The organism is Streptomyces hygroscopicus subsp. hygroscopicus (assembly GCF_030269125.1).
In the GTDB taxonomy this organism is placed as follows: domain Bacteria; phylum Actinomycetota; class Actinomycetes; order Streptomycetales; family Streptomycetaceae; genus Streptomyces; species Streptomyces hygroscopicus_C.
On the sequence record NZ_BSSM01000004.1, the window covers coordinates 276,652 to 301,077 of the forward strand.

Here is a 24,426-nt window from a genome sequence, read left to right on the forward strand (position 1 = left end):
CGCGCCCCCTCTGCACGATGGACTCACCACCGGATGCCGCTCAGGGCCTCGACCAGGGAGAAAACCGATGCGTTTCCTCGATGCCGCCTCCTACACCGCGGAACGCCCCTGGGGCGCCACCGACCTCGCCACCCTGGACGACGCGACGGTCCGGCTGCACTGGACCGACCAGCCGTACAAGTGGCACGTCAACGACGGTCCCGAAGTGTTCGTCGTCCTGGACGGGGCGGTGGACATGCACTACCGCGTGGACGGCGTCGAGCGGGTGGAGCGCCTGACGCCAGGCCGGGTGTGCTGTGTCGAGGCAGGGGACGCGCACGTCGCCCACCCCGCACCGCGGGCGCGCGTCCTCGTCGTCGAAAGGCGCGGCAGCGTCTGAAGCCGGTGGCCGGTCGGGCCCGGTTCAGGGGGCTTCCGGCTCGGCATCAGGGGAGTAACCCGGTCAGACGACCCTGCCGAGCCGCTCGATGAGGATCATCGCCACGTCGTCCGTCAGGCGGCCCTCGGTGTGGTGGAGCAAGTGCTGGTGCAGTTGTTCCAGAAACCCCTGCGGAGTTCCGGCGTGGATTTTCTCCAACGCCTCCGAGAGGGGGAAGAACTCGTTGTCGCGGTTACGGGCCTCGATGACGCCGTCGGTGTACAGCAGCAGCCGGTCCCCAGGTACGAACGGATGGCTGTCGGGCTTGGCGGGAGGATCGGCGAGCAGGTCTTCCAGACCGAGAGGCGGCAGTGGGCAGTCGGGCATCAGGGCCTGGACGCCGTCCCGGTGCAGCAGCATCGGAGGCGGATGGCCGCGGTTGACCAGGTGCACCACGGGTTCGTCCGGAACCTGGGCCAGGAGGGCGGTGGTGAATCCCTCCAGCACGGCTTCCTGCGCGAACGCACCGGGGGTGGCGACCTCCCGCCGCAGCGCGGCCGCGCAGTGGTTCATGACCTCCACCAGTTCATCCTCATAGTGGACGGCCTCGCGGAAGGCACCCAGGACCACCGCAACCGCGCGAATGGCGCTCAGACCCTTGCCCCGGACATCCCCGACGATCAGCCGGACGCCGTGCGGGGTCGGCACCGCCTCATAGAGATCACCGCCGACCTGCGCCCCCGTCCCGGCCGCGAGGCACAGGCTGGCCGCCCGCACCGGGCCCAGCCGCGCGGGAACAGGCCGCAGGATGACCTCCTGTGCCGCCACAGCGATCCGGCGGACCTGATCAAGCTGGCTCTGCCTGCGCGTGCGCACCGCGTTGCTCAGGATGACGCTCGCCACGGACACCACCAGCAGACCCAGGAAGTTGCCGAAGACCTGAGGGGTGGCCCACGCATGGTTGTAGGTGGCGGTGGTGACGTCGACCGCCAGGGCGACGGCCACCGCGGACAGGGTGCCTCCCGGGCCCATCGCCAACGCGGCCAGCGCCGGTACCGAGGTCAGCAGAGGGCCGGTGACCAGGGCGTGGCCAGGCGACAGCTCGACACCCAGCACACCCAGCGCGATCACGAAGGGCACACACTGCGCCAGGGTGAACACCACCCTGCTATGGCCGCCCGGCCCCGTTCCGGGAGACGAGCGCGAGAGCCGGCGCATACCTCTAGCCTGCCCTCCCGCAGGCCGGCCCTCCACCTGGCACACCCAGGAGCCGCCGGGCCGGCCCGCACGGCGAACGCGTCCCGACTTCCTGGAACCGCGCGGGTCGGAGAGCGACTTCTCGTACGGAGCCCCGACGTCTCGGTGAGCGGGGCGGGCGCGCGATCACGAACGGTCGTCCGCGACTGCGGGACGACCGGGCACTCCCGGCGCGGCCGTCACGGCGGTGACCGAGGCGCGTCACCGGCCCCTCCGACAGTGACCGTGAGGGCAGAGGCGGCCGGGCGTGGAGGTCGCCGACAGGTGGACGTTGGCGCTCGGACCGCCGCGGGAGCGGCCCCGAGCGTGGGGGGGCGACCGGTTTTCTCGTCCGCCACCCCAAGCTTGTCCGGGCCCTCAAGGCGGAGTTCCGGGGCACAGGATTAGGCTGTCGGCGTTCCGTCCTCCCCGCCTGACCCGGAGTGCCGTGTGCCTGGACCGCTGACCGTCGCCGTCGCCCAGCCCCGCTGCGTCGACCTGGACGTCGCCGCCAACGCCGCTGCGCACTCCGAGGCGGTGCTGCGCGCGGAGGCACGGCTGGTCGTGTTCCCGGAGTTCTCGCTCACAGGCTATGACCTCGCCGCGCCGGCCGTGGCCGCGGACGACCCCCGGCTCGCCCCCCTGGTCGACGCGTGCCGCAGGACGGGAGCGAAGGCACTGGTCGGCGCTCCCTGGCGGGGCGAGGACGGGCGCGAGTACATCGCGACCCTGGCCGTCACGGGCGAGGGGGCGGCGCCGGCGTACGCGAAGATGCACCTGCACGGGGCGGAAGGGCTCCGCTTCACCCCGGGCGAGAAGCCCGCGGTGGTGGAGATCGACGGGTGGCGGCTGGGGCTCGCCGTGTGCCGCGACGCGGCGGTGCCGCGACACGCGGCGGAGACAGCGGCCCTGGGCATCGACGCGTACGTCGCGAGCACGCTTTACGGAGCGGGCCTTGAGCAGTCGGCCCGCCGGGACGCGCATATGCGGGAGCGGGCAGTGGAGCACGGTGTATGGGTCGTGCTGTCGACCGCGGCGGGGCCGAGCGGCGAGTACCGGGAGACCTCCGGCGGCTCCGGGGCGTGGTCACCCGATGGTTCGCCGGTAGCGCAGGCAGGCCCCGAGCCCGGCGCCGTGGTGACCGTGACCCTCGGCTGACGGTCATGGCCGTGGCCACCCCGGGGGTGGCGGCGGAGGCGTCCAGGGCGCGTCCCCGCACCGGCCGACGGCAGCTTCCGGCCCCGACGCGTGTGCCTCACGCGTGACTCGCCGGTGTCCGCGGGATGCGAACGCGGTCGTCGAGCGCGGGGATCGCGGGGTGTCGCGGACCAGGGCGGCGAGGGGGGAAACCAGGGCCCGTCATGGGAGCCGAGGTCGTGTCAGCACGGTGGTCTGCCGTCTCCCGCGCGTCGCCGCGATCGACTCGGCCCTGGAAGACTTCGGCCCCCGGTCCATGCGGGCAGGAGAAGCACCGTGGCCAGGTCACGCCACACGTCGAGGCCGTTGACGCACCGGCTCGACGGTGTTGCGCCGCTTGCGGGCGCCCGCATCGAAGCCGGGCGGGCGACCACCTCGGCGGCCCCGGCGCGGACGGTGGCCGATCTGGTCCGATGGCTGCTGGATGACCGCACGGGTCCGCCGAGGGCGCAGGTGGCCGCGGATCGCGCGAGAGGAGCAGGCACGTCGGCCAGGCCCATGGCGGAGCGGGCGACGGCCGGGCGGTGCCGGTCCCCGGCACCCGAAGCCGCCCCCTGGCCGGCTGGGTCCCGGCGGGCGGTGCGACGAGCCGATGGCGTCCAGCGTCGTGCGCCGCGCGGTGGGGATGACTCGAAATCGTGGATCACGCCCGCCAATTTTGAACGCGTTCAACTCCGTGGTCTAGGCTCGCCCCGAGACGAAGGAGGGGGAGCCGTGAAGATCGTGATTCCTGGAGGGACCGGACAGGTCGGTGGTGTGCTGAAGCGCGCGCTCGGCGCCGCCGGCCACGAGGTCGTGGTCCTCACCCGACGCCCCCGGCGGGAGGGCGAGGTCGCGTGGGACGGTAAGACCCTGGGGCCGTGGGCGGAGGCGGTCGACGGCAGCGATGTCGTCGTCAACCTGGCCGGCCGCAGCGTGAGTTGCCGGTACACGGCGGCCAATCTGCGGGACATGATGGATTCCCGGGTCGACTCCGCACGAGTCGTGGGCGCCGCGATCGCGGACGCTGCCCGTCCTCCTCGGGTCTGGTTGCAGATGAGCACGGCCACGGTGTACGCGCATCGCCTCGACGCCCCCAACGACGAGGCCACCGGCGTGATCGGCGGGGCCGAAGCGGGCGTCCCGGACTACTGGGCGTACAGCGTCGCTATCGCCAAGGCATGGGAGCGGGCTCAGCGGCAGGCCGAAACACCGGCCACGCGCAAGGTCGCCCTGCGCTCGGCCATGGTGATGAGCCCGGACCCCGGCGGGGTCTTCGCCGTACTGCTGGGACTGGCCCGCCTGGGGCTCGGCGGCCCGGTCGCCGGCGGAGCGCAGTACGTGTCGTGGATCCACGAACACGACTTCGTACGCGCCGTGGAGTTCCTGATGGACCGTGAGGACATCACCGGGCCGGTGAACCTGGCGGCTCCCCACCCCCTGCCGCAGCGCGCGTTCATGCGCGCTCTGCGTTCCGCCTGGGGTGTTCCGGTGGGTCTCCCGGCGACCAAGTGGATGGCCGAGATCGGTGCGTTCGCTCTGCGTTCCGACACCGAACTGCTCCTGAAGAGCCGTCGTGTCGTCCCGGGCCGACTGACCCGGGCCGACTTCGACTTCCGGTACCCCAGGTGGCCGCAGGCCGCTGACGAGTTGGTGCGTCGTGTGCGCGAACGAGTCGGGGCCGGTTCCCCGGCGCGCCGATGAACGATTCGGGAGGCAGGGGCCGGTTCCGCACCGCACGTCGCCATCGAGGCTTCCGCTGCCGGCCCGGCACCGACGGCGCCGATGAGAAGGCGGACTCGGGGCCGGACCGGCCGCTTCCGCAGCAGCCACTCACCCCGCCCCGAGGTCGAGTCACCGGCGGAGTCGCACGAGCTGACGACGGCAGGCGCCGGATCGGGTCGCACGCTCGGGCGATCGACGAGTACCCCCAGGACGAGCGCCCGCTGCTGCCGTCGTCCGAAGAACGCTCCGAGACGGGCCGCGTGTTCACACCACGGGCCGACCGCCGGCACCGGATCGCCGTCCACGCCGACCGCTACGCCGAGGATCCGGCAGACGCCCTTGCTCGCTGGAGCCGGTCCCCTCACGCGCTTGCGGAGCAACCGAAAGCCGGCGCGGCCGCGATCAGCCGCAGCAGGGCGTTCCGGCTGACCGGAACCTCGAAGGCGTCCGTCATCCGGGCGCCGGGCCGGCCCGCGAGCGCGGGACCGACCGGCACCAGCGTCGACCGCAGCCGCTCGGCCCGTCACGCGAACCCGCGGGTGGGACCGGGTACTTGCTCGGCGAGGGTCACTCGCGGGTCTCCTCCTCGCAGACGAACCCCCGCACCAGGAACGGCACCACGACGGACTTGCCCGCTGTCGGCAGGTCGCGCGGAAAGCGCAGGCAGGAGCAGTGCGTTCGCCCCGCTTTCGGGTGGACTCCCGTGGCCGTGGGCGGTCGGTGCGCGCATGAACCCGCTGCCGCCACTCATCAGGCCCCCTGGGAGCCAGTCATCCGGGGAACCGGGAGGCGCGCTGCCGGCGGACCGCCGAGATCAGGCCGCCGGGCCGCTCCTCGCGCTGCGGCGGGGTGCTGATGGGGCGGCCGTAGGCGGCGGCGCGCTCGCGCAGGGTGTGGCTGTCGGCCTCCCAGCCGTGCCCGGCCAGCCAGCCCACCGGGTCGTCGGGCATCTCCGAGACCCACATGGACGCCGCCGATCCCGGCGCGGCGTCGGCGCTGAAGCGCTTGATCACGCCGCGCGAGCCCAACGTCAGCCCCATCCGACTGCCTGCCGCCGACTGTGCGCTGATCCGGGCCAGCAGGAGTTCCACCGCATCCTCGGGCAGATAGATCAGTAGTCCTTCGGCGATCCACGCGGTCGGCACGGCCGGGTCGTGCCCCGCGGCGGCCAGCGCGCCTGGCCAGTCCTCGCGCAGATCCACCGCGACGGTGATCCGCTCGCAGCGTGCGACGGCCCGCTCCTGACGCAGCACCGAAGCCTTGAAGTCCAGTGGGGCGGCGGTGTCGACCTCGAACAGCCGGGTGCCCTCGGGCCAGTCCATCCGGAAGGCCCGGCTGTCCATGCCGGCGCCGAGCAGCACGACCTGCCGGACCCCGGACGCGCAGGCCTGCTGCAACAGGTCGTCGAGGAACCTCGTCCTGATGACGACGGAGAACGACACGGCCAGCCGCCGGCGCCGCGCGGCCTCGTCATCGGGCGGCGGCGAGGAGGGCCACAGCCCGCCGGCGGTGGCGAAGGCACGTGCCAGTGGGTCGCGGAACAGCGCGTTCTCCCGCTCGGTCTCCAACGCCCGCACCCTGGCCACCCCCACTGCCGTGGCCCACACTCCCGACGGCCGTATCCGCTGCCGTTCATCAGTCACCGCGCCAGCCTAGATGGTCGATTCCAAGGCGCCTGACGAGTGGTGCCAGGTTCGTTCGCGGCCGGCCGGTCATGCGCGTACCGACCGCCTGCGACCACGAGAACCGTCCTTGGAAGAGGATCAGCGGTCACCCTGCGCACGCGACCACACAAAGTGGACCAGCGCCCGTTCTCACGAACACAACCAGCCAGTCCGGTCGGCATCCTCCTGCGCTTCCAGCGCCTGACGGAGGGTCGAACGTCTACGCGCTCACCACCTCTTCGCGCCAGGCGGGGTGTCGGCGCCCGTGGGGCGACGGATCACGGCGGGGGACACCGCCCGGCGGACCCGGGAGGTCGAAGCCCTGGCAAACGGCATGGCCGGCCACGGGAAGGACCCGGTGGGACTGCCGGCGGGTGCTGAGGCGCGGTGCCGGAGGCGAGCGCCTGTGCGCCCCCCTTGGCCCTCTCCCGAGTCTTCGGGCGAGCGGGGCACCGTCGGACCATGGGGGACGTCAGGGAAGCGTGCGCGGGCCGCGGCGACGGCACGGACTGCCCGAACGGGGAGATCCTCGAACCGGGGGAGAACGGGCCGCGGTGCGAGGAGTGCCGGCACTACTGGGAGCTGGACGAGACGGAGCCGGGACGTCGGGCGGCCGGGGACGACGGGCTGACGCGGCCGTCGGGAGATCCGAGGCAAGCGGGACCGGGGGCCGCGGCGTAGCGGCGGCGGTGCCGGGGCGGGGGTGCCGGCACGGACACGGGGTGGGTGTCGGCCGTCAAAGGGACGCAGCGGCCGGATTTCCCTGAGTCCAAGCGATGCCCTGGCCGGTGGAGGCGGCTGACCAACGGTCACCGGACCTGCCTGGAACCGTCTTCCGTCGGAGCTTCCGCGCGTGAGGCCGGCGGTCTCCGTCGTCCGTACCGCCCTGCCCGGGTGACCGATGCCTGCCGGCAGGGTAGGGCTGTGGGGGCCGGTGGCAAGCGTGACGGCAGTCTGCCGAGGGGCGGGGCGACCGGTTCGCGAGAGCCCGTCCGGCCCGCGGTGCGCGCCGCGGGCATGCTGACCGAGACGACCGGGTGGGGGAGGAGCAGCATGGACTTCGCGTTCGTGTGCGGGTGGTGCGGTGCCGAGTGCGTCATGTGGGGCGAGCCGGTCATGTCGTGGTGGGCCGACAAGTACGAGTTGCCGGACGAGTTCGAGTGCTGGAGCTGCGGCGGGGACAACACGACCCCCGCCCCGCCCTGGACGCCGGCCGAGTGATACGACAAGGTCCCCGAACTCCCGCGCCGCGCGTCTCCTGCTGATCCTCGACCGGGCTGCGGGCGCCGACAGCGAAGAACGACATGCGCGGAGGACGGGTCTGACGGAGTGATCCGTCGACGCATCCTGCCCCGTGCACCGACCTAAAAGCACGCGACGGCACACCTTGGCCGCGTCGACCCGCTCGGTCGGGAAGTCCGGGCCCCAGCAGACGACGGACCCGGCCGAGGGTGCCCGCAGGCCGGTGTCGGAGCCGGGCCTTCGGTGCGTCATCGGTGCGTCATCGGTTCGGATGCGGCCGGGCCGTCACCGGTCACTCCGTGATCCGGTAACGGCCCAAGACGATCTTGATCAACTCGTCGGTGATCTCCTCCATCGTCGCGTCGACCCAGCCGACGACCCAGTCGTGCATGAGGCCGTTGACGGCTCCGATGAAGGCGGCGGCGGCGATGCGGTAGTCGTCGGGGGGAAGCTCACCGCGTTCGAAGGCGTCGTCGACCTGTCGGCCCAGCAGGTCGATCCAGACCGATCGGCGATCCAGGCGCTGGCGGTCCAGGCGGGGGCTGACGCCGACGATCTCGACATAGGCGATCCGGGCATGGCGCGGGTCCGAGGCCGCGCCCTTGACGTAGGCGCGGAGCATCTGGACGACCCGGTCGCGCGGCGGCCTGTCCTGGATGGCGGGCAGGATGTCGAGCACGGCCTGTTCGGCGACGTCGTTGACGTACAGGTGCAGTTCGCACAGCACGTCTTCCAGTGTGTGGAACTCTTCGTAGAACTGACGGGTCGACAGCCCGGCGGCCCGGCACAGGTCAGCGATCTTGGTGCCTCGGTAGCCGTGGACGGCGCCGAACATCTCCAGGCCCGCCTCCAGGAAGCGCCTGCGGCGCTCGGCACGTCGCTCGGTCGCGTCCTTGCCTCCGTATCGGCCCTCCGCCGGGGTGATCCTGCCCGCCACTGTGCCTCCATCAGGTGATACGCAGAATCCTCCCGCACCGGTCTTGCGGCGGACGTCCCCCCTCCCTACCATCCAGTAACCAAAGTTCGAATACGGCGATACTCAGATTTGGCCGGAGGTTCCGCGCACGGCCCACAAGGCCGGCGGAACCCGGGCCGGCCATGCTCAGGCTCCTTGTCACCGTTCGCTCCTTGCCACCGATCGCCGACCACCGACGCCGCGATCCGCGTGCAACGCGCCCTGTTGTGCGGACGGGCGTGTGCGTCGACCCGGAACGGAACCGCTCCGCGTTCCCGCCCCCTCGCGGGCACTCACCCTGGGAGAAGCAAGCATGCACGCTGCGAGTACCCCTGCCCGGACGGCCCCCGCACGGACCGGGCACGACAGCCTCGGGCGCCGGCGTCTGCGGAACATCGCCGCGGCCGCCGCTCTGGCCGCCGGCGTCATCGCGCCCGCCGTCTCGACGAACACCGCCCACGCTGCCCCCGCCCTGCGCGAGGTGATGTTCGTCGGCAACAACTGGGACGGCACCGCCGACGTCATCAACCCCAGCGGCGACTTCGCCGAGATCGGCCGGATCAACGTCGTACCCGACAAGGTCGAGCGCCTCGCCGCCATCTACACCAACCCGATCAACCTGGCCGTGTACCTGGGCATCCGGGCGACCGCCGGGGAGGGCCACGACCAGCTCGTCGACGACCTGTACTCCACACCCGACGGCAGCGCCCTGGTCGCCTCCCGGCCCAGCTTCGGTGACGTCGTGTCCATCAGCCTGACGACCGGCAAGGTCAACTGGCGCTTCCCCGTGGCGGGTTACCGCTCCGACCACATGGCCGTCTCCCCGGACGGCACCAAGGTCGCGGTCTCGGCCTCCCTCAGCAAGACGGTTTACGTCCTGGACATCAACACCGGCAGGCAACTCGGCTCCTTCAGCACCGGCGACAAGCCGCACGAGAACATCTGGACCGACGGCGGCGCGTACATCTGGAACATGTCCATCGGCAACGTCGAGACCGCCTTCGACGATCCGTCCATGGACTGGACCAAGGGCGACCGGCACATCACCGTCGTCGACGCGAGCACCTACAAGGTCGTCAAGACCATCGACATGCGCTCGCGCCTGGATGCCTTCGGCCGCAAGGACCTGTCCAACGCCGTCCGTCCCGCGGTGTTCAGCCCCGACTTCTCGAAGCTGTACTTCCAGGTCTCCTACTTCAACGGCTTCCTGGAGTACGACGTCGCGACCGACAAGATCACCCGGATCAAGACCCTGCCCGAGAACCCCGCCACCAGCGACGACCGCACCACCTTCGTCAACGACTCGCGTCACCACGGCATGTCCATGAACCCCGATGGCAGCAAGCTGTGCATCGCGGGCACCATGGACGACTACGCCACCATCGTCGACCGCACCAGCCTCCAGGAAGGCCCGCTCGTCCCCGCCTCCAAGCCCTACTGGGCCACCGTCAGCGGCGACGGCCGCGACTGCGTGATCTCCGAGAGCGGCGCCGACAAGGTCACCGCCATCGACTTCGCCACGGGCCAGAAGGTCGCCTCCGTACCGGTCGGAGACCACCCCCAGCGGGTCCGCATCGCCCACATCCCCGCCGACTGGACCAGCCCCGCCGGCTGACCTCCGTCCGATCCAGGGACGCAGGGCGCGCGAGGTCGCCCTGCGTCGCTGTCCCCGGCGCCGACCGGCAGCGTCCCGGCTGCACGACCTCATCGTCGAGGCCGCCGCCCGTCCCCCGCGCGTACCGCTGCCACTGGGCGGCTCCCCGGGGCGGCGGGCGGATCGCCGACCGGGCCGCGCGACCCCTGCCGAACCTCCCCGGCGGAGCGGTCGCGGACCCGGGCAGAATGTGCGGATGGACGAACCGCGGCCGGCGCACCGGCAGCCCGCCCCTCAACGGTACGGACGCCTGCGCGTGCGGACGGACGACCTCTCTCCCGCGCTCCGGTTCGCCCAACGCGCCCGAGGGCCCGCCGCGTTCGGGACGGTGGCGGGCGTGTGCGCGCCGGGCTTCGACGCCTACGTCCGGGTCCCGCATCCGGCGGGGCTGGAGGAGCGGCCGGTGCGGTGGTCCACGGTGGCCGCCGCCCACGGCACCCGCGTCACGCCGGGCACGCCCTGGTACGACGTCGTCGGGATGGGTCCCGACTACCTGAACGCCGCCGAGTACGGCATGCCCGGTGTCTGGGACGAGCACCCCTGGGAGGGGCCGACTCCGCCTGCCGTCGCCGAGGCGCTGATCCCTGTGCTGGCCCGGCACACCGCGACCCCGGAGCGGTGCTGGTTCGGGCTCTGGAACGGCTACGGCCGCCGGGACTTCGACGGGCTGCCGGCGTTCACGGCCCCCGGTCGGGAGGAGTTGCTGCTGTCCGGCGCACTGGCCGACGCCGTGTCGCCGGTGGCCCTGGACGAGTTCGCCGAGCTGCCCGACCTGTGGTGGCCCGAGGACCACGCCTGGTGCCTGGGCGGGGACGTCGACCTGACCAGCACCTACGTCGGCGGGTCCGCGCGGCTCATCGCCGAACTGCTGGCCGCGCCGGACCTGGAGACGTACCCGGTGGGCCCGGACGAGGCGGCCGTCGGCTGAGCGCGTCGTGGCGAGGCCGCCGTACGCACCGGGCCGGGGGAGGGACGGTGTCGCCGGATGCCGTCGTGCGGAGCGCGGCATCGACGGTTCGGGCCCGGCTCGCTTCGGCGCCTCCTCACCGGGAACGCGGCCGCCGACGTGTCCGATGACGATCGTGACGCCGGCCAGGAAGGCGACGGTGATGCCTGGACCGATGAGTGGCAGGCCGCATCGGCAGCCGTTCCGCCCCTGTGAGGACGGTCGGCGCGCCGTGGGGCTCGTTGTTCTGTCCGGGGAGGTTGTGGATGGGTGAGCCAGCTCTCGGCTGAGGGATCAGCGCCTCGGGCACCTTGCTGGAGTGGTGGCCGTGGCAGTCGGTGTTCTGGTTCAACGTGGCGCTGTCCGCGGTCGCGCTGGTCGGCACGCTGGCCTTCGTGCCGGAATCGGCCGATTCCCGCCCGGCGCCGCTGGACGTGGTCGGCGCGCTCCTGGTGGCGGCCGGGATCGCGGCCCTCGTCCACGCGGTGATCGAGGCCCCGGTCAACGGCCGGAGCCACCCTGTCACGCTCGGCGGCATCGCGCTCGGCCTGCTCGTCCTGGCTGACCGCCGGCTACCGCGACAGCCTCCCCGGCAGGCGCCGCCGCGGCCGGCCCCCACGCCATGCACCAGGCCCAGGACGCGTTCGTCACCGGACTGCACGCCTCCCTGCTCGGCGGCGCCGTCACCGCGGTCGTCACAGCCCTCGCCGTGGCCGTCCTGCTCCGCCGGCGTCGCACCGCCGACGACAGGACGCCGTGCCTCGCCCCTGCCGGACCGGTGCCGCACGGAGGACTTGGGCGGACGGACGCGGCCTGACGACGCGGCGAAAGGAACGCACTCGACCAGCACGCCGTGCCCCGACCGCGTGGTCAGTCGTCGATGGCCTGGTGGAGGGTGGCCCAGAAGTCGTGCATGAGCCGCACCGGAGCCGGGACGCACGTCCCGACCTGGGTGAGCGGGATTCCGGTGAGCTGGCCGGCCGGGTCGGCGCAGGCCGAGTCCATGAGCCCTCCCGGTTCCGGGTCGGGGCTGGGCTCGGCCGGGGTGAGGTCGCGGACCACGAAGCCGGCCGACGTGGTGTCCTGACCCAGGTGACCGCCGACGGCGCTGGAGTCGCGCACGTCAAGGCGCACGGCCGGTACCCCAGCAGGCGACGGTCGCCCCGCTTGCGGCTACTCTTTCGGCGTGGTCGACGAGGAGGACGGTGCGAGCGGCTCGATCCGGCGGCCGTGGAGCCTGGCGAAGTCCATCGTCCTGCGGCAACTCGTCGGTCTCGCCTTCTGCGCGCTCATGGCCCTGGTGGCGTGGCCGTTCGGGTGGCTGCCCGACCTCTCCTTCGTCGCCGCCATGACCTCCATGTTCGCGGCCGAGCCCGCGGGCGAGCTGTACAGGGCGAGGCCACCGGGGCCGCCGCGTCGGCGCGCTGCCGCCGCCGGCCTCCTCACGTTGACCGCGGTCGCCCTGCTCGTCGCCGCGACAGCGGAGCGGGCCTTCTCGGTGGTGGCCGACCACAGCCTTGGTGTCCCCGCAGGCTTCCTCCTCGGAACACCCGTCGGCGCGGCCGTGTTCTGCTGGCTCGTGAACAGGGGCGAACGGCCGCCGACGCGCGACTAGTGCCCCACCAGGCACGTACTCGGCCCTCGTCCTGACGGGGCACGGCGGCGGCCGGCGCAGGAAGGCTCCCGGCATCGTGGCCCGTGCGCGTCGCTGCGTGGTGGAGCGCGGTGTCTCGGTGGTGGCGGTGGACGTGCCTGGCCATGGCGACCGACCGGTGGACGAGGGGTACGACCGGATCGCGATCGAGAACCGGGTTCGCGTGGCGGCCGGGGAGGAGCCGGCCCCGCCGGTCGCCGGTTTCCAGGCACTCGTGGCTCGCGGGACCGTCCCGGAATGGCAGGCGGTTCTGGACGGGGTCGGAAGCCGGGGGCCGCGTCAGCCGCTCCCGCATCACCGGTTCGAGTTCAGCAGCGGCGGGCGGCCGCGAGGCCGTCGGCGAGGCGCAGCAGGTCCGGGCCGAGCGGGGAGTCGGCGCTCCAGACCGCTTCGAAGGAGATCTGTACCTCGCGGCCCCGGTCCAGCAGAGGGCGGTGGCAGACGTCGGGCGACGTGAGCTTGGAGCGGGGGACCAGCGCCGAGCCCAGGCCGAGCTTCGCCCAGTCCTCCAGGACCCGGTAGCTGGCGGCCTCGCCCGGATAGCTGTCGAGAGGCATCTCGTGTGCCTCGAAGAGCTGGGTGGTGAACGTGGTCAGACCGCAGGTGTCGGGGACGAGGATGAACCGCTCCTTGCCGGCCTCCGAGAGTTCGACGGGGGTCGCCTCCGCCGTGTCGGGGCTGACGACGACGACCGGCTCGACGTCGATGACGCGGTGCTCGAAGCGCGGCATCGCGGACACGGCCGGGATGAGGATGATGTCGAGCCGGCCTGCCAGCAGACATTCGCGCAGGTCGTGCATGTTCGCCTCGCGCAGCACGAGGTCCCGGGGTGCGGGAAGGGCCTGGACCATGGCGAACGCCCGTGCGACCAGGTGGGCACCGATCAGGGGCGAGACGCCCATGCGGATCTTCTGCTCACCGGGTTCGGTCAGCCGCCTGGCCTCCGCCGCGACGGCGTCGAGCGCGGCCAGGGCGCGCTCGATCAGCGGCAGGATCCTGCCGCCGAACGCGGTCTGGGTCACTCCGCGCGGCGATCGGTCGAACAGCTTGTCGCCGAGGCGCTCCTCCAGCTTGGCGATGCCGTTGGAGAGAGCGGGCTGGGTGACCCCGTAGGCGCGCGCGGCGGCGCTGAACGACTTGGTCTCCGCGACCGCCTGCGCATACCGGAGCCCTTCGAGATTCAGGCGATCCGTCCCCATAGCCATCGCTTATCGCTCCATTCACTGATGTCTCCTACCGGGCTGGGTTTCCCCTGCTTACGGTGGAGCTCCTGCTGAATGAGCATAACCACTGGCTATAGATCTCAGTCTTCGGAACGGAAAGGCGCCATGTCAGACACTGCCGTGACCATGGTCGTGACCGAGCCTCGTGGCCCCCTGCGCCCCGCCACGGCCGGGACGGCATCGCCGCCCGTCCGGTGGGTCCGGGTGTCCGTCGTGGCGAGCGGCGTGTGCAACGCGGACATCGGAACGGCCACCGCCACCGGCAGGGGCACCGCCTTCCCCGTCACCCCCGGCCATGAGGTCGCCGGCGTGATCGCGGAGCTGGGCGACGAGGTCGAGGGCTGGGCGGTCGGGGACCGCGTGGCCGTCGGCTGGTTCGGCGGCAGCTGCGGCCACTGCGCGTACTGCCGCGACGGAGACGTCGTCCACTGTCCCGAACGCAGGATTCCCGGTCTGTCCTACCCGGGCGGCTGGGCCCAGAGCATCACCGTGCCCGCCGACGCGCTCGCGCGCGTCCCCGACGGACTCGACCTCTTCGACGCGGCACCGTTCGGCTGCGCGGGAGTGACCACCTTCAACGCGGTGCGGGGGGCCGGTATCCGCGCGGGCGGACGCGTCGCCGTCTTCGGGATCGGCGGCCTGGGCCACCTCGCCGTCCAGTTCGCGGCGAAGCTCGGACACGAGACGGTCGCCATCGCCCGCGGCGCGGACCGCGAACCGCTCGCCCTGGCCCTCGGCGCCCGTCACTACATCGACAGCGCCGCCCAGGCGGCCGGCGCCGCCCTGAAGGCACTCGGCGGCGCCGACCTCATCGTCTGCACCGCCGCCTCCACCGCCCCCGTCGACGAACTGCTCACCGGCCTGAACGTGCACGGGCAGCTCACCCTCGTCGGCGTCGACGCGGGCGCCGTGACCGTCCCGGCGGCCCGACTCGTCATGAACGGCCACACGGTCACCGGGCACCTCACCGGAAGCCCGCGGGAAACGGAGGAAGCCATGGCCTTCGCCGTCACCACGGGCATGCGCCCCGTGATCGAGCGGATGCCGCTGGCGAAGGCCGGCGAAGCCGTCACCCGGCTGCGCTCCGGATCTCCCCGCTTCCGTATCGTCCTGGACACCGCCGGCGGCGAGTAGCCAGACCCTTCTCCCGGCGGGTGCCCAGCCACCCTGCGGGCGGCCCCCTGCCCTGCTCCCCGGCTCGGCATCCCGGGATCCCGATGCCGGAACCACCGACCACAGCGGGGGTTCAGCCTGCTCAGAATGGAGCCACCCATGTCCCACCAGGACAGCCGCGACGTCGTCGTGATCGGCGCAGGCGCCTCCGGACTGGCCGCGGCCACCGTGCTGCACGCTGCCGGCCGCGACGTCGTCGCCCTGGAGGCCCGCGACCGGGTCGGCGGACGCCTGCTCTCCGCCCCCGCTTCGAACCCCGAGCGGGCCCTCGACCTGGGAGCCACCTGGTTCTGGGACGGCGAGGAGCGCGTACGCACTCTGACCATGCTCAGCGGCATCGAGACCTTCGACCAGCACCTCGCCGGCGACACCCTGCTCCAGGAGGCCACCGGCACCCGCCGCCTCACCGGCAACCTGCTGGACGCCCCCTCCCGCCGTTTCGCCGCCGGGTCGCAGGGCATCGCCACCGCCCTCGCCGCCACGTTGCCCGCCGAGTCCCTGGGACTGGGCACGCCCGTCACCGCCGTCCACCCGAACGGTCAAGGCGGCCTCGACGTGCTCACCGCGACCGGCACGCTCCACACCGAGCACGTCGTCCTGGCCGTCCCACCCGCTCTGGCGCTGGAACGCATCGACTTCGGCGACGCACTCCCCGCCGACCTCGTACGCCTGGCCCGGTCCACCCCCGTGTGGATGGGCGCCGTCGTCAAGGTCGTCGCCCACTACCCCTGCGCCTTCTGGCGCGAGGAAGGGCTGGCCGGTGCGGTGTTCAGCAGGACCGGCCCGCTCCAGGAGATCCACGACATGTCCGGGCCCGACGGCGATCCCGCCGCGCTCTTCGGCTTCGCGCACGCGCGCACCGTCCGCCCCGGCTTCGAGCAGGCCGTCACCGCGCAGCTCGCCCGGCTCTTCGGCCCGGCCGCTGCCGCCCCCGCCGTCCTGCACGTGCAGGACTGGAGTGCCGAACGGTGGACCGCCCCGTCCACAGTGCGGCACCTCGCCGACTACGCGCTCTTCGGCCACCACCTCTACCAGCGGCCCGCCCTCGACGGCCGACTGCACTGGGCGTCGACCGAGACGGCGACCGACCACGCCGGACACATCGAAGGCGCCCTCGCCGCCGGGGAACGGGCAGCGCGGTCCGTTCTCGCGGCACCCTCCGGCGCGAACGACGCGACCAGCGGCACCATCGCCCGAGAAGGCAGCGACAGCTCCCCGGCGTGCCGGCGGACGGCCTGATCCGCCTGCCCATCGGGTCCGCGGCCACGGACCGCCGCTGACCGCCCCGGCCCCCGAGCGCGACGGACGGCCCCGGCCTGGGGCGTGGAGGCGCGGCCGCGGACCGGCGCACGGACGAGCTCCGTACGACTCACGGCACGAAGCCCCACACCCCTCGGCCATGCCCGGCTTGTCCACGCATCGCCGTACCGCCACCCATCGCCACACCACCGCCCCGGAAGAGAGATGACCCACACCCCACCCGTCAGCACGACGGCCCCCATATCCGACCCCGACCAGGCACAGCGGCGCATCCTGCGCGTCCTGGTCGGCTCCCAGGTCCTCAGTGGCGCCGGACTCGCCGCAGGCGTCACCGTCGGCGCCCTCCTCGCCCAGCGCATGCTCGGCTCCACCAGCCTCGCCGGGCTGCCGAGCGCCCTGTTCACCGCCGGCTCCGCCCTCGCGGCCGTCGCCGTCGGACGCGTCTCCCAAGCCCGCGGCCGACGCCCGGGTCTGGCCGCCGGATACCTCACCGGGGCGATCGGCTCGGCGGGGGTCATCGCCGCCGCGGTCGTCGACAATCCCGTGCTGCTGTTCATCGCCCTGTTCGTGTACGGCGCGGGCACCGCCACCAACCTCCAGGCCCGCTACGCCGGAGCCGACCTCGCCGCACCAGGCCACCGCGCCCGCGCGGTCTCCACCGTCCTGGTCGCCACCACCCTCGGCGGCGTCGCCGGCCCCAACCTCGCCGCCCCGACCGGCACCTTCGCCGAACACCTCGGCATCCCGAACCTCGCCGGACCGTTCATCCTCTCCGGCGCCGCCTACGCGCTCGCCGCACTCGTCCTCTCCCTCTGGCTCCGGCCCGACCCCCTCCTGACGGCCCGCGCCCTGGCCGACACCGGGGAATCCGACGACGCGACCGCCCCGGCCACCGCCGACACCGCCACCACGGACAGCCGCGGCGGCGTGGTCCTCGGCGCGCTCGTCATGGTCCTCACCCAACTCGTCATGGTCGCGATCATGACGATGGCCCCGGTCCACATGCACGACCACGGTCACGGCACCGCCGCCTCCGGCCTCGTCATCGCCATCCACATCGGCGCCATGTACCTGCCCTCCCCGCTCACCGGATGGCTTGTCGACCGCTACGGCCGCATGAAGATCGCGGCCGCCTCCGGCATCATCCTCCTGGCCTCCGGCATCCTCGCCGCGCTCGCGCCCGGTGACTCGATCGCCCTCCTCGCGCTCGCCCTGGCCCTGCTCGGCATCGGCTGGAACTTCGGGCTCGTCTCAGGCACCGCGATCATCACCGACACCGTCCCGCTCGCCACCCGGGCCAGGACCCAGGGCCTGGTCGACGTCTCCATCGCCATCGCCGGGGCGACCGGGGGCATGGCCTCCGGCATCATGGTCGCCGCCACGAGCTATCCTGCCCTCGCCCTCACCGGCGGCGTCCTCTCCCTCGCCCTCCTGCCCGCCGTCGCCGCCACCGCCTACCGCCGATGAACCCCATGAACCACCAGACCCCGGCCCCCGACATCACCGTCGACGGCACCGGCCTCCTCTGCGTCACCCTCCTGCTTCGCCTGCGCGGGGAGATCGACGGCGCCGAGCCGGGCACGGTCGTCCACGTCATCGCCACCGATCCCGCGGCTCCGCTCGATCTGCCCGCCTGGTGCCACATGACCGGCCACCACTACCTCGGACCCGTGCCCGGTCAGGGCCCGGACCGGTACGCCCTGCGGCTCGCCGCCGAGCCGACGCCGACCCGGCGCGATGCGCCCTGGCACCGGGACGAGTGACTTCTCCGCGTGCTCGGCGAGCGTGAAAGGAACCGCTGTGGGCGGCCGCCGCTACGAGCAGCGACGACTCACCACGGAGACCGTCACCTGATCACGGAGTGCGACCGGAGCACCGGTCAGCGCGCCCGGCGGGTCGGCCGCCCAAGTGCCACGGCGCGGCGGCGCGGGATTTTCGGGCGGGAGCGCCTTGGGGGACCCGCCGGGCGGGTGCGGGCGTCGGTTGCCCTCGCGTCAGAGGGCGTCGACGTACACATACAGCCGGTCGAAGCGGAGGGCGGCCAGGTCGGAGCGGCGGATCACCCAGTGGAAGAGTCCTGCCTCCAGCTCCTCGCAGTCGTCCTCACCGCGCCACGTGGCCAGCAGCGTCCACTCGTCGCCGTCCGCGGCCGGCAGCGGTACGTCGTCCCGCGCCGCCTCGACCGGATCCCAGTTGAAGAGGACCGGCTCACCGCCGAGCTGGAGGCGCCAGTGCGGGCGCCGGCCGACCACGTGCGACCAGGCGGACGCCAACTCGGCGACCCGCTGCGACTCCTCGTCGTCGTCCTCCTCGGGCCAGGGCCACGACCACTGGTGGAAGCAGAAGTCCAGCCGTGCCCGGCGGTAGGCACCCGGACTGCCGTCCGGGCCGCCCGGACGCTCTGCCGACGGCGTCCCGGCCGGTACGTACCGAACGGCGCCGGCGACCACCGCACCGCTGCCCGGATCCGGGTCGGCGAAGAAGAGCAGCCGGCCCTCGGAGGGCAGCGGCAGATCCGTCGCGCCGGGCGGCAGGGCCGCGCAGTCGACGGCCGCGACGAACGCCGCCGTCGGCGTGGGGGCGCCCTCCGGCAGCGGCGGGTGCCCGCCGCTCAGCGCCACTACCGGGCGGGGGCCGTCCTCCGCGAGGTAGACCGCCGGGCGGGCGGTGCGTATGTACGCCTCCACTTCGGCGGCCGGAATTCCACGTGAGGCGGCCTCCGCGCGGAAGCGGGCGGCTCTTGCCGCCGGGGTCTCGTCAACGGTTTCCGTGTCGGTCACGGGACGACCCTATGGCCGGTCACCCGGTTCGTGCGGGCCCTTCCCCACGGCACGTCCCCGGCCCGCCGCCGTTCCCGGTGGACCGCGCCGATCACCGCCTCCGCCCTGCGGGTTGAGGCCGGGGAGGTGCACGGCCGCACCGAACCGGTCGCCGGTCTCCGCCGCGCCGGGCAACCCGGCCGGGTCCTGGGTGTGGCCGGCGGCCCTGGCGGTCGTCGGACCGGAGGCCGAGCCGCGCCGCAGGACGGCGGTGCCGGCCCCGGTGGGTGCCGGCCGCCTCGCCGGGCGAGCCGACGAGGACGTCCGCGCACCCCTCACCGTTCAGGTCGTGACGGGGTCGGCCTTCCGGTTCCCGTCTCGACCCGCACCGCGGCCCCGCGCGTCATCGACGGACGCGGCGCCCCGGAGACCGGTACGTGGCGCGGCGCCTGATGGACCGTCCGCGCCGTCGGACGCCCCTGAGCCGCGGCTTCGTGGCACGGCACGTGGCACCTCCGCGATCGGCGCACGCGGCCGGAGCGACGCCAGACCGGGTACCGGTGACTCCTGGGGGAACGTGCGGACGGGCGCCGGGCGAGTCCCTCGCCGTCGGCAAGCTGTCGCGGTCGGCTTTCGAACACCCGGAGAGCAGCGCACTGCGCGGGCTCCCGCGCCCTTCACCTCCATCCCGCGGCAACCCCGAGCCGGCACGAGAACCACGACCGCCACCGCGGGGGCGGACGGCCACAGTCAGTCGTTGTCGGCTGCTCCGAGGAACTCGCGGTCCACCATGAGGCCGCCGTCCTCGTCGCCGCCGTCAACGAGTGGCTGGGACGTACTGGTCCGACGACAACGCGAACACCCTGACGCGCCGACCGCCGGTGGGATTGACGGTCTCGCGGACCGGACGCATGCCCAGTTTGATCATGATCCGTTCGGAGGCGTCGTTGCCCACTTGAGTGATGCTGACGATCCGCTCCAGCCCTCGCTCTTCGAACCCGAACCGTACGGCGGCTTCGGCGGCCTCGGTGGCGAAGCCCTGCCCCCAGTGGGAACGCCCCAGCCGCCAGCCGACCTCAACCGCCGGCAGTACCTCCGGCAAGAAGCCGGGCACCGAAAGGCCGGTGAACCCGGCCAGCTCGCCGGTGGACCTGATCTCCACGGCGAACAGGCCGAAGCCCCGTGACTCCCACTCGCTCTCCCATGCCTGGATGCCGCTGCGCGTCTGCTGTTCGTCACGGACGCTCCCGTCCCGGATCCACCGCATGACCTCGGGATCGGCGTTGACGGCAGTCATGGGCGCGACGTCTTCCTCGCGCCACCGACGCAGGATCAAGCGGGGAGTCTCAAGGGTGACCATCCAGTCATTCTGAATCACGAATCGGGCCACCTGCCATCCTCACCAGGCACTTTCGGCACACGACCTAGCGCGATGTCAACGTCCGCCACCCCGGCGCGCCGGCAACTCGACGCCGGAGTGTTCGTCCGCCGGCGTCCGGCCCGCCTGACCCTGGCATCGCCGGCGCGGGCACCGGTTGGCCCCGTCAGGTTGCTCCGTGCCCCGACTGCCACGCGGCCGACCGGCCGAAGGCGGGCGCACGGAGCGGCGCGGAGTGTCGGCAACGATCGGATCGACCGGCGGCGTTCCGTCGAGGACACGAAGGCCGGGCGGCCCTCGGTCCGCACCGCCTCCGCTCCTGGTCGGCACGGGTGACCTTGGCCGTGAACCCGTCCACCAGGAGCGTCATCGGTTCGCGGAGCCCGTCCGACCGCCTGGGCCCAACGACTCCACAACACGCAAGTCGCGTGATTCGATCGTTCGTATGCTTGATTCATGCGTCTAGGTACGCCATTGTGCTTGAAGCAACCGCATGAGCCATCGTTCAGGCAACAGGCTCTCCACCGTCGCCGCCCGGATCAGCCGAGGAACCCCGTATGCCGCACGACGCGCACCGCACGATCGACTTCTTCGCCGAGGACGCGCTTCCCGCGCCGCGGGTGACGCCGGCCGAGGCGGCACGCGTCGCCGAGGCCCTCGGCTTCACCGCCCGCGCGGAGGCACTGGGCAGCCAGCAGGACGCCAACTTCCTCCTCCGCGCCGACGACGGAGCGCCCCTGGCGGTCCTGAAGATCGCCAACCCCGCCTTCGGCGCGCTGGAGGTCGAGGCCCAGGACACCGCCGCCGACCTCGTCGCATCGGCCCACCCGGAACTCCGCGTCGCCACCGTCCTGCGCCGTCCCGACGGCTCTCCCCTCCGCACGACGGTGGACACCGGGAGCGGGCCCGCCGTGGCCCGGCTGCTGCGCTACCTGCCCGGCGGCCCGCTCTCGGGACCACGGCACCTGTCCCCGAGTACCGTCGCGGCCATGGGCACGACCGCCGCGAAGATCAGCACCGCCCTGCGGGACTACCGGCACCCGGGCCTCGACCGCGTCCTCCAGTGGGATCTCCGCCACGCCGATCGCGTCGTCGCGGGGCTCGCCGAGCACATCGACCACCCCGACCAGCGAACCGCCGTGCTGGCCGCGACCGCCGAGGCATGGGCACGAGTCCGGGAACTCGCCGCCGCGCTGCCGTCCCAGGCCGTGCACCTGGACCTCACCGACGACAACCTGATCCGCTGCCCCGATGCCCGCCTGCCCCTGCCCGACGGCATCATCGACTTCGGCGACCTCAGCACGAGCTGGGCGATCAGCGAACTGGCCGTGTGCCTCTCGTCCATGCTCCACCACGACGGAGTCGAGCCACACCACGTGCTGCCCGCCGTCCGCGCCTTCCACGCGGTTCGGCCGCTCTCCCCGCAGGAGGCGGAAGCTCTGTGGCCTCTGGTGGTCCTGCGCGCCGCCGGCCTGGTCGCCAGCGGGCGGCACCAGGCCGCCGTCGACGCGGACAACACGTACGTCACGGCCGCACTCGATCGCGAATGGCGCATATTCGAGCAGGCCACCCGGCCCCCGCTGGCCGTGATGACCCAACTCGTCAAGGCCGCGACCGGTCTGGCCGAGGCGCCCGGAGAGGCCGAGGCACCCGCGTTCCCCCTGCTGCGAGACATCCCGGCCGACGACATCGTCCGCTGCGACCTGTCCACCGACGCGGACTCCATGGACCGAGGAGCCTGGCTCGAAGCCGACGCCGAGGAGCGGCTCGTGGCCGTCGCGCTCGCCGGCGGAGCGGCCGCGGCAGCCACCTGGTACGCCCGTGCGAGACTCACCCGCACGCCCGCGCTGTCGGCCGTCTCCGCCCCTACGGTGCCCACCGGTATCGACCTGCGCCTGGGCCGGAACACCGTGGTGCAGGCCCCCTTCGCGGGGGAGGTCCTCGGGGCGGCGCCGGGCCGGGTGGAGATCGCCTGTGGTCCGCGAGTGCTGGCGCTGTCCTTCCCCCGCACGGTCCCTCCCCTCGTCCCCTCCGGCACCTCGGTCCCGGCAGGCGGGGAGCTGGCCCGTCTCCCGTCCGGTGCCTCGCTCCATGTCGTGCTGCGCGATTCCGCCGGCCCGGCCGTCCCGCCCCTGGTCCGTCCCGAGTACGCCGCCGGCTGGCTCGCGCTCACCGCCGACCCCGCTCCGCTCCTGGGTCTCCCGGCCACGGACCGCACGCACCAGGAGGACCTGCTCGACCGGCGCGACGCCGTGTTCGCGACCGTGCAGGAGCACTACTACGCCAACCCTCCCCGTATCGAACGGGGTTGGCGCCACCATCTGTTGTCCACCGACGGCCGCTCGTACCTCGACATCGTCAACAACGTCACCCCGCTGGGCCATGCCCATCCCCGCGTCGAGCAGGCGGTCTCCCGACAGCTGCGAAGGCTCAACACCAACTCACGCTTCCACTACGCCTCGGTGGTGGAGTTCACCGAACGCCTCGCCGCCCTCCTCCCCGACCCCCTGGACACGGTGTTCCTCGTCAACTCCGGTTCCGAAGCGGTGGATCTGGGTCTCAGGCTGGCCATCGGAGCTTCCGGCCTGCACGACGTCGTCGCGCTGCGGGAGGCGTACCACGGCTGGACGTACGCCTCCGACGCGGTCTCCACCTCGCTCCAGGACAACCCGAACGCTCTCGCCACCCGCCCGAACTGGGTGCACACGGTGGACTCGCCCAACTCCTACCGCGGCCGGCACCGCGGGGCGGACGCCGTGCGCTACGGGCCCGAGGCCGTCGCGGTGATCGACGAACTGGCCGCCGCCGGCCGCCCGGCGGGAGCGTTCATCGGCGAGACCTTCTACGGCAACGCCGGGGGAGTCGAACTGCCCGACGGCTACCTCGCCGAGGTGTACGCGGCGGTACGCCGCCACGGCGGCCTGACCGTCGCCGACGAGGTCCAGGTCGGATACGGGCGCCTGGGCCACTGGTTCTGGGGTTTCGAGCAGCAGCAGGTCGTCCCCGACATCGTCTGCGTCGCCAAGGCCATGGGCAACGGGCACCCCCTCGGCGCCGTCATCACCTCCAAGGCGATCGCCGACCGGTACCGCGAGCAGGGCTACTTCTTCTCCTCCACCGGTGGCAGCCCGGTCTCCAGTGTCGTGGGCCTCACCGTCCTCGACACCCTCCGCGACGAGGACCTCCAGGCCAACGCGGTGCGCGTCGGCGGCCATCTGAAGCGCCGGCTCGAAGCGCTGGCCCCCCGCTACGGCATCATCGGCGCCGTCCACGGCTCGGGCCTCTACCTCGGCCTCGAACTGGTCCGGGACCACACCACCCTGGAACCCGCCACGGAGGAGACGGCCGAGCTCTGCGACCGCATGCTCGACCTCGGCGTGGTCGTCCAGCCCACGGGAGACCACCTCAACATCCTGAAGATCAAGCCCCCGCTGTGCATCGACACCACCGCGGCCGACTTCTTCGCCGACATGCTCGACCTGGCCCTCGCCCAACTCGGCCACGGCCACACCTGGTGACACCGGGACCGACGTCCGCGCTTCGCGATCCGGCGTCGAGGTGAGGCGCGGTCCGCCGGCCGGCGGACCGCGCCCGGCCACCCCCGCCCTCGGGCACCTGGTCCGAGGCCCAACGTGGGCGGCGGCTCCCCGCGCCCCGCACGCCCACACGCCGGACCGTGCTCATCGGGGCCGGACGCCACGACGCACGAGCACCACCCGTGCGACGAGCAGGAGGCCGCGTCCTTCCCGGGCGAGGACTCTCCAGAACCCCACCGCTCCCGCCGTCGGTCTTCGACGGTGTCCGCCGAGCGCGGCAAGAACGTCTGCACGCTGCTGTGCCAAGAGGTGGATGCCGAGCCGGGCAGGCCCGACTTCGGTGATCTCCTCGTCGCGACACTCGCAACCGACACCGACACCGACACCGACACCCGGTTCGAGCCGACCGGACAAGGGGTCGGCCACGGTGGGTACGGCTGCGCGGCGGTGTCCTCGGCCCTGTCCGGATGAACAGCTCCGCCGTCGG

The 24,426-nt window shown here is 72.8% G+C and carries 22 protein-coding genes and 1 pseudogene; 16 read left to right on the plus strand and 7 right to left on the minus strand.

The genetic code is table 11. The features are described from left to right. The first annotated feature begins 67 nt into the window (after nt 1-67). Nucleotides 68-379 carry a cupin domain-containing protein gene (locus tag QSK45_RS12045; RefSeq protein ID WP_285555971.1) on the plus strand — a complete coding sequence of 104 codons (312 nt, stop codon included), beginning with the start codon at nt 68-70 and terminating at the stop codon, nt 377-379. A gap of 63 nt (nt 380-442) precedes the next feature. Here the strand turns inward: QSK45_RS12045 and QSK45_RS12050 are convergent, their stop codons facing one another. Then, nucleotides 443-1,522 carry a PP2C family protein-serine/threonine phosphatase gene (locus QSK45_RS12050; protein ID WP_490993552.1) on the minus strand — a complete coding sequence of 360 codons (1,080 nt, stop codon included), beginning with the start codon at nt 1,520-1,522 and terminating at the stop codon, nt 443-445. A 522-nt stretch (nt 1,523-2,044) separates the two neighbouring features. Here QSK45_RS12050 and QSK45_RS12055 point away from each other — a divergent pair. Both QSK45_RS12055 and QSK45_RS12065 read left to right on the plus strand, forming a co-directional pair. Beyond that, entirely contained in the window at nt 2,045-2,752 is a 708-nt protein-coding gene (locus QSK45_RS12055) for a carbon-nitrogen hydrolase family protein (protein WP_285555975.1), read from the plus strand. A gap of 753 nt (nt 2,753-3,505) precedes the next feature. After that, nucleotides 3,506-4,474: a TIGR01777 family oxidoreductase gene (locus tag QSK45_RS12065; protein WP_285555976.1), complete on the plus strand. Its 969-nt coding sequence runs from the start codon at nt 3,506-3,508 to the stop codon at nt 4,472-4,474. A 791-nt stretch (nt 4,475-5,265) separates the two neighbouring features. On the opposite strand, the gene QSK45_RS12070 is transcribed toward QSK45_RS12065, so the two are convergent. Then, nucleotides 5,266-6,102 (minus strand): class I SAM-dependent methyltransferase, encoded by an 837-nt coding sequence (locus QSK45_RS12070; protein WP_285556329.1) that lies wholly within the window; start codon nt 6,100-6,102, stop codon nt 5,266-5,268. A gap of 519 nt (nt 6,103-6,621) precedes the next feature. Between QSK45_RS12070 and QSK45_RS12075 the strand changes: the two genes are divergently transcribed. Then, a complete protein-coding gene (locus QSK45_RS12075) occupies nt 6,622-6,840 on the plus strand; it encodes a hypothetical protein (protein ID WP_285555978.1) in 219 nt (72 codons plus the stop codon). 372 nt (nt 6,841-7,212) lie between these two features. Further along, nucleotides 7,213-7,380 carry a hypothetical protein gene (locus QSK45_RS12080; protein ID WP_285555980.1) on the plus strand — a complete coding sequence of 56 codons (168 nt, stop codon included), beginning with the start codon at nt 7,213-7,215 and terminating at the stop codon, nt 7,378-7,380. 313 nt (nt 7,381-7,693) lie between these two features. Here QSK45_RS12080 and QSK45_RS12085 read toward each other — a convergent pair whose 3' ends face one another. Continuing rightward, a complete protein-coding gene (locus QSK45_RS12085) occupies nt 7,694-8,338 on the minus strand; it encodes a TetR/AcrR family transcriptional regulator (protein WP_285555983.1) in 645 nt (214 codons plus the stop codon). Between the two features lie 331 nt (nt 8,339-8,669). Between QSK45_RS12085 and QSK45_RS12090 the strand changes: the two genes are divergently transcribed. From QSK45_RS12090 to QSK45_RS12100, 3 genes are all read left to right on the plus strand, one after another. Beyond that, nucleotides 8,670-9,971, plus strand: a complete 1,302-nt coding sequence (locus tag QSK45_RS12090) for a YncE family protein (protein ID WP_285555985.1) — start codon at nt 8,670-8,672, stop codon at nt 9,969-9,971. A gap of 235 nt (nt 9,972-10,206) precedes the next feature. After that, complete coding sequence (locus QSK45_RS12095; protein WP_285555986.1) at nt 10,207-10,938, plus strand: hypothetical protein; 732 nt, start codon at nt 10,207-10,209, stop codon at nt 10,936-10,938. 640 nt (nt 10,939-11,578) lie between these two features. Continuing rightward, entirely contained in the window at nt 11,579-11,773 is a 195-nt protein-coding gene (locus tag QSK45_RS12100; protein WP_285555988.1) for a hypothetical protein, read from the plus strand. Between the two features lie 53 nt (nt 11,774-11,826). Here the strand turns inward: QSK45_RS12100 and QSK45_RS12105 are convergent, their stop codons facing one another. Beyond that, on the minus strand, nt 11,827-12,090 hold the full coding sequence (locus QSK45_RS12105) for a hypothetical protein (RefSeq protein WP_285555989.1): 264 nt from the start codon (nt 12,088-12,090) through the stop codon (nt 11,827-11,829). A 52-nt stretch (nt 12,091-12,142) separates the two neighbouring features. Here QSK45_RS12105 and QSK45_RS12110 point away from each other — a divergent pair, with 52 nt between their 5' ends. Beyond that, nucleotides 12,143-12,571 (plus strand): hypothetical protein, encoded by a 429-nt coding sequence (locus QSK45_RS12110; RefSeq protein ID WP_285555991.1) that lies wholly within the window; start codon nt 12,143-12,145, stop codon nt 12,569-12,571. A 31-nt stretch (nt 12,572-12,602) separates the two neighbouring features. Next, nucleotides 12,603-12,872: pseudogene (locus QSK45_RS12115) on the plus strand (alpha/beta hydrolase); the annotation flags it as partial. A gap of 46 nt (nt 12,873-12,918) precedes the next feature. Here QSK45_RS12115 and QSK45_RS12120 read toward each other — a convergent pair. Then, entirely contained in the window at nt 12,919-13,815 is an 897-nt protein-coding gene (locus QSK45_RS12120) for a LysR family transcriptional regulator (RefSeq protein ID WP_285555993.1), read from the minus strand. A gap of 123 nt (nt 13,816-13,938) precedes the next feature. On the opposite strand from QSK45_RS12120, the gene QSK45_RS12125 reads away from it, so the two are divergent. The 4 genes from QSK45_RS12125 to QSK45_RS12140 all read left to right on the plus strand — a co-directional run bounded on the left by QSK45_RS12125 (nt 13,939) and on the right by QSK45_RS12140 (nt 18,029). Further along, nucleotides 13,939-14,967, plus strand: coding sequence for an alcohol dehydrogenase catalytic domain-containing protein (locus tag QSK45_RS12125; protein ID WP_285555995.1), 1,029 nt, complete (start codon nt 13,939-13,941; stop codon nt 14,965-14,967). A 69-nt stretch (nt 14,968-15,036) separates the two neighbouring features. Beyond that, the gene (locus tag QSK45_RS12130; RefSeq protein WP_490993557.1) at nt 15,037-16,245 is read left to right on the plus strand and encodes a flavin monoamine oxidase family protein; all 1,209 of its coding nucleotides are present in this window, start codon (nt 15,037-15,039) and stop codon (nt 16,243-16,245) included. Nucleotides 16,246-16,470: 225 nt separating this feature from the next. Further along, nucleotides 16,471-17,733 (plus strand): MFS transporter, encoded by a 1,263-nt coding sequence (locus tag QSK45_RS12135; RefSeq protein WP_285555999.1) that lies wholly within the window; start codon nt 16,471-16,473, stop codon nt 17,731-17,733. After that, a complete protein-coding gene (locus QSK45_RS12140) occupies nt 17,730-18,029 on the plus strand; it encodes a sulfurtransferase TusA family protein (protein ID WP_285556001.1) in 300 nt (99 codons plus the stop codon). Before QSK45_RS12135 ends, QSK45_RS12140 begins: the two co-directional genes overlap by 4 nt. Nucleotides 18,030-18,260: 231 nt before the next feature. Here QSK45_RS12140 and QSK45_RS12145 read toward each other — a convergent pair whose 3' ends face one another. Together QSK45_RS12145 and QSK45_RS12150 are read right to left on the minus strand one after the other, a co-directional pair. Then, complete coding sequence (locus QSK45_RS12145) at nt 18,261-19,046, minus strand: DUF1963 domain-containing protein (RefSeq protein WP_285556003.1); 786 nt, start codon at nt 19,044-19,046, stop codon at nt 18,261-18,263. Between the two features lie 796 nt (nt 19,047-19,842). After that, nucleotides 19,843-20,385: a GNAT family N-acetyltransferase gene (locus QSK45_RS12150; protein WP_285556330.1), complete on the minus strand. Its 543-nt coding sequence runs from the start codon at nt 20,383-20,385 to the stop codon at nt 19,843-19,845. 575 nt (nt 20,386-20,960) lie between these two features. Here QSK45_RS12150 and QSK45_RS12155 point away from each other — a divergent pair. Beyond that, nucleotides 20,961-23,921 carry an aminotransferase gene (locus QSK45_RS12155; protein ID WP_285556005.1) on the plus strand — a complete coding sequence of 987 codons (2,961 nt, stop codon included), beginning with the start codon at nt 20,961-20,963 and terminating at the stop codon, nt 23,919-23,921. Between the two features lie 279 nt (nt 23,922-24,200). Further along, the gene (locus tag QSK45_RS12160; RefSeq protein ID WP_285556006.1) at nt 24,201-24,410 is read left to right on the plus strand and encodes a hypothetical protein; all 210 of its coding nucleotides are present in this window, start codon (nt 24,201-24,203) and stop codon (nt 24,408-24,410) included. Nucleotides 24,411-24,426 lie beyond the last annotated feature (16 nt).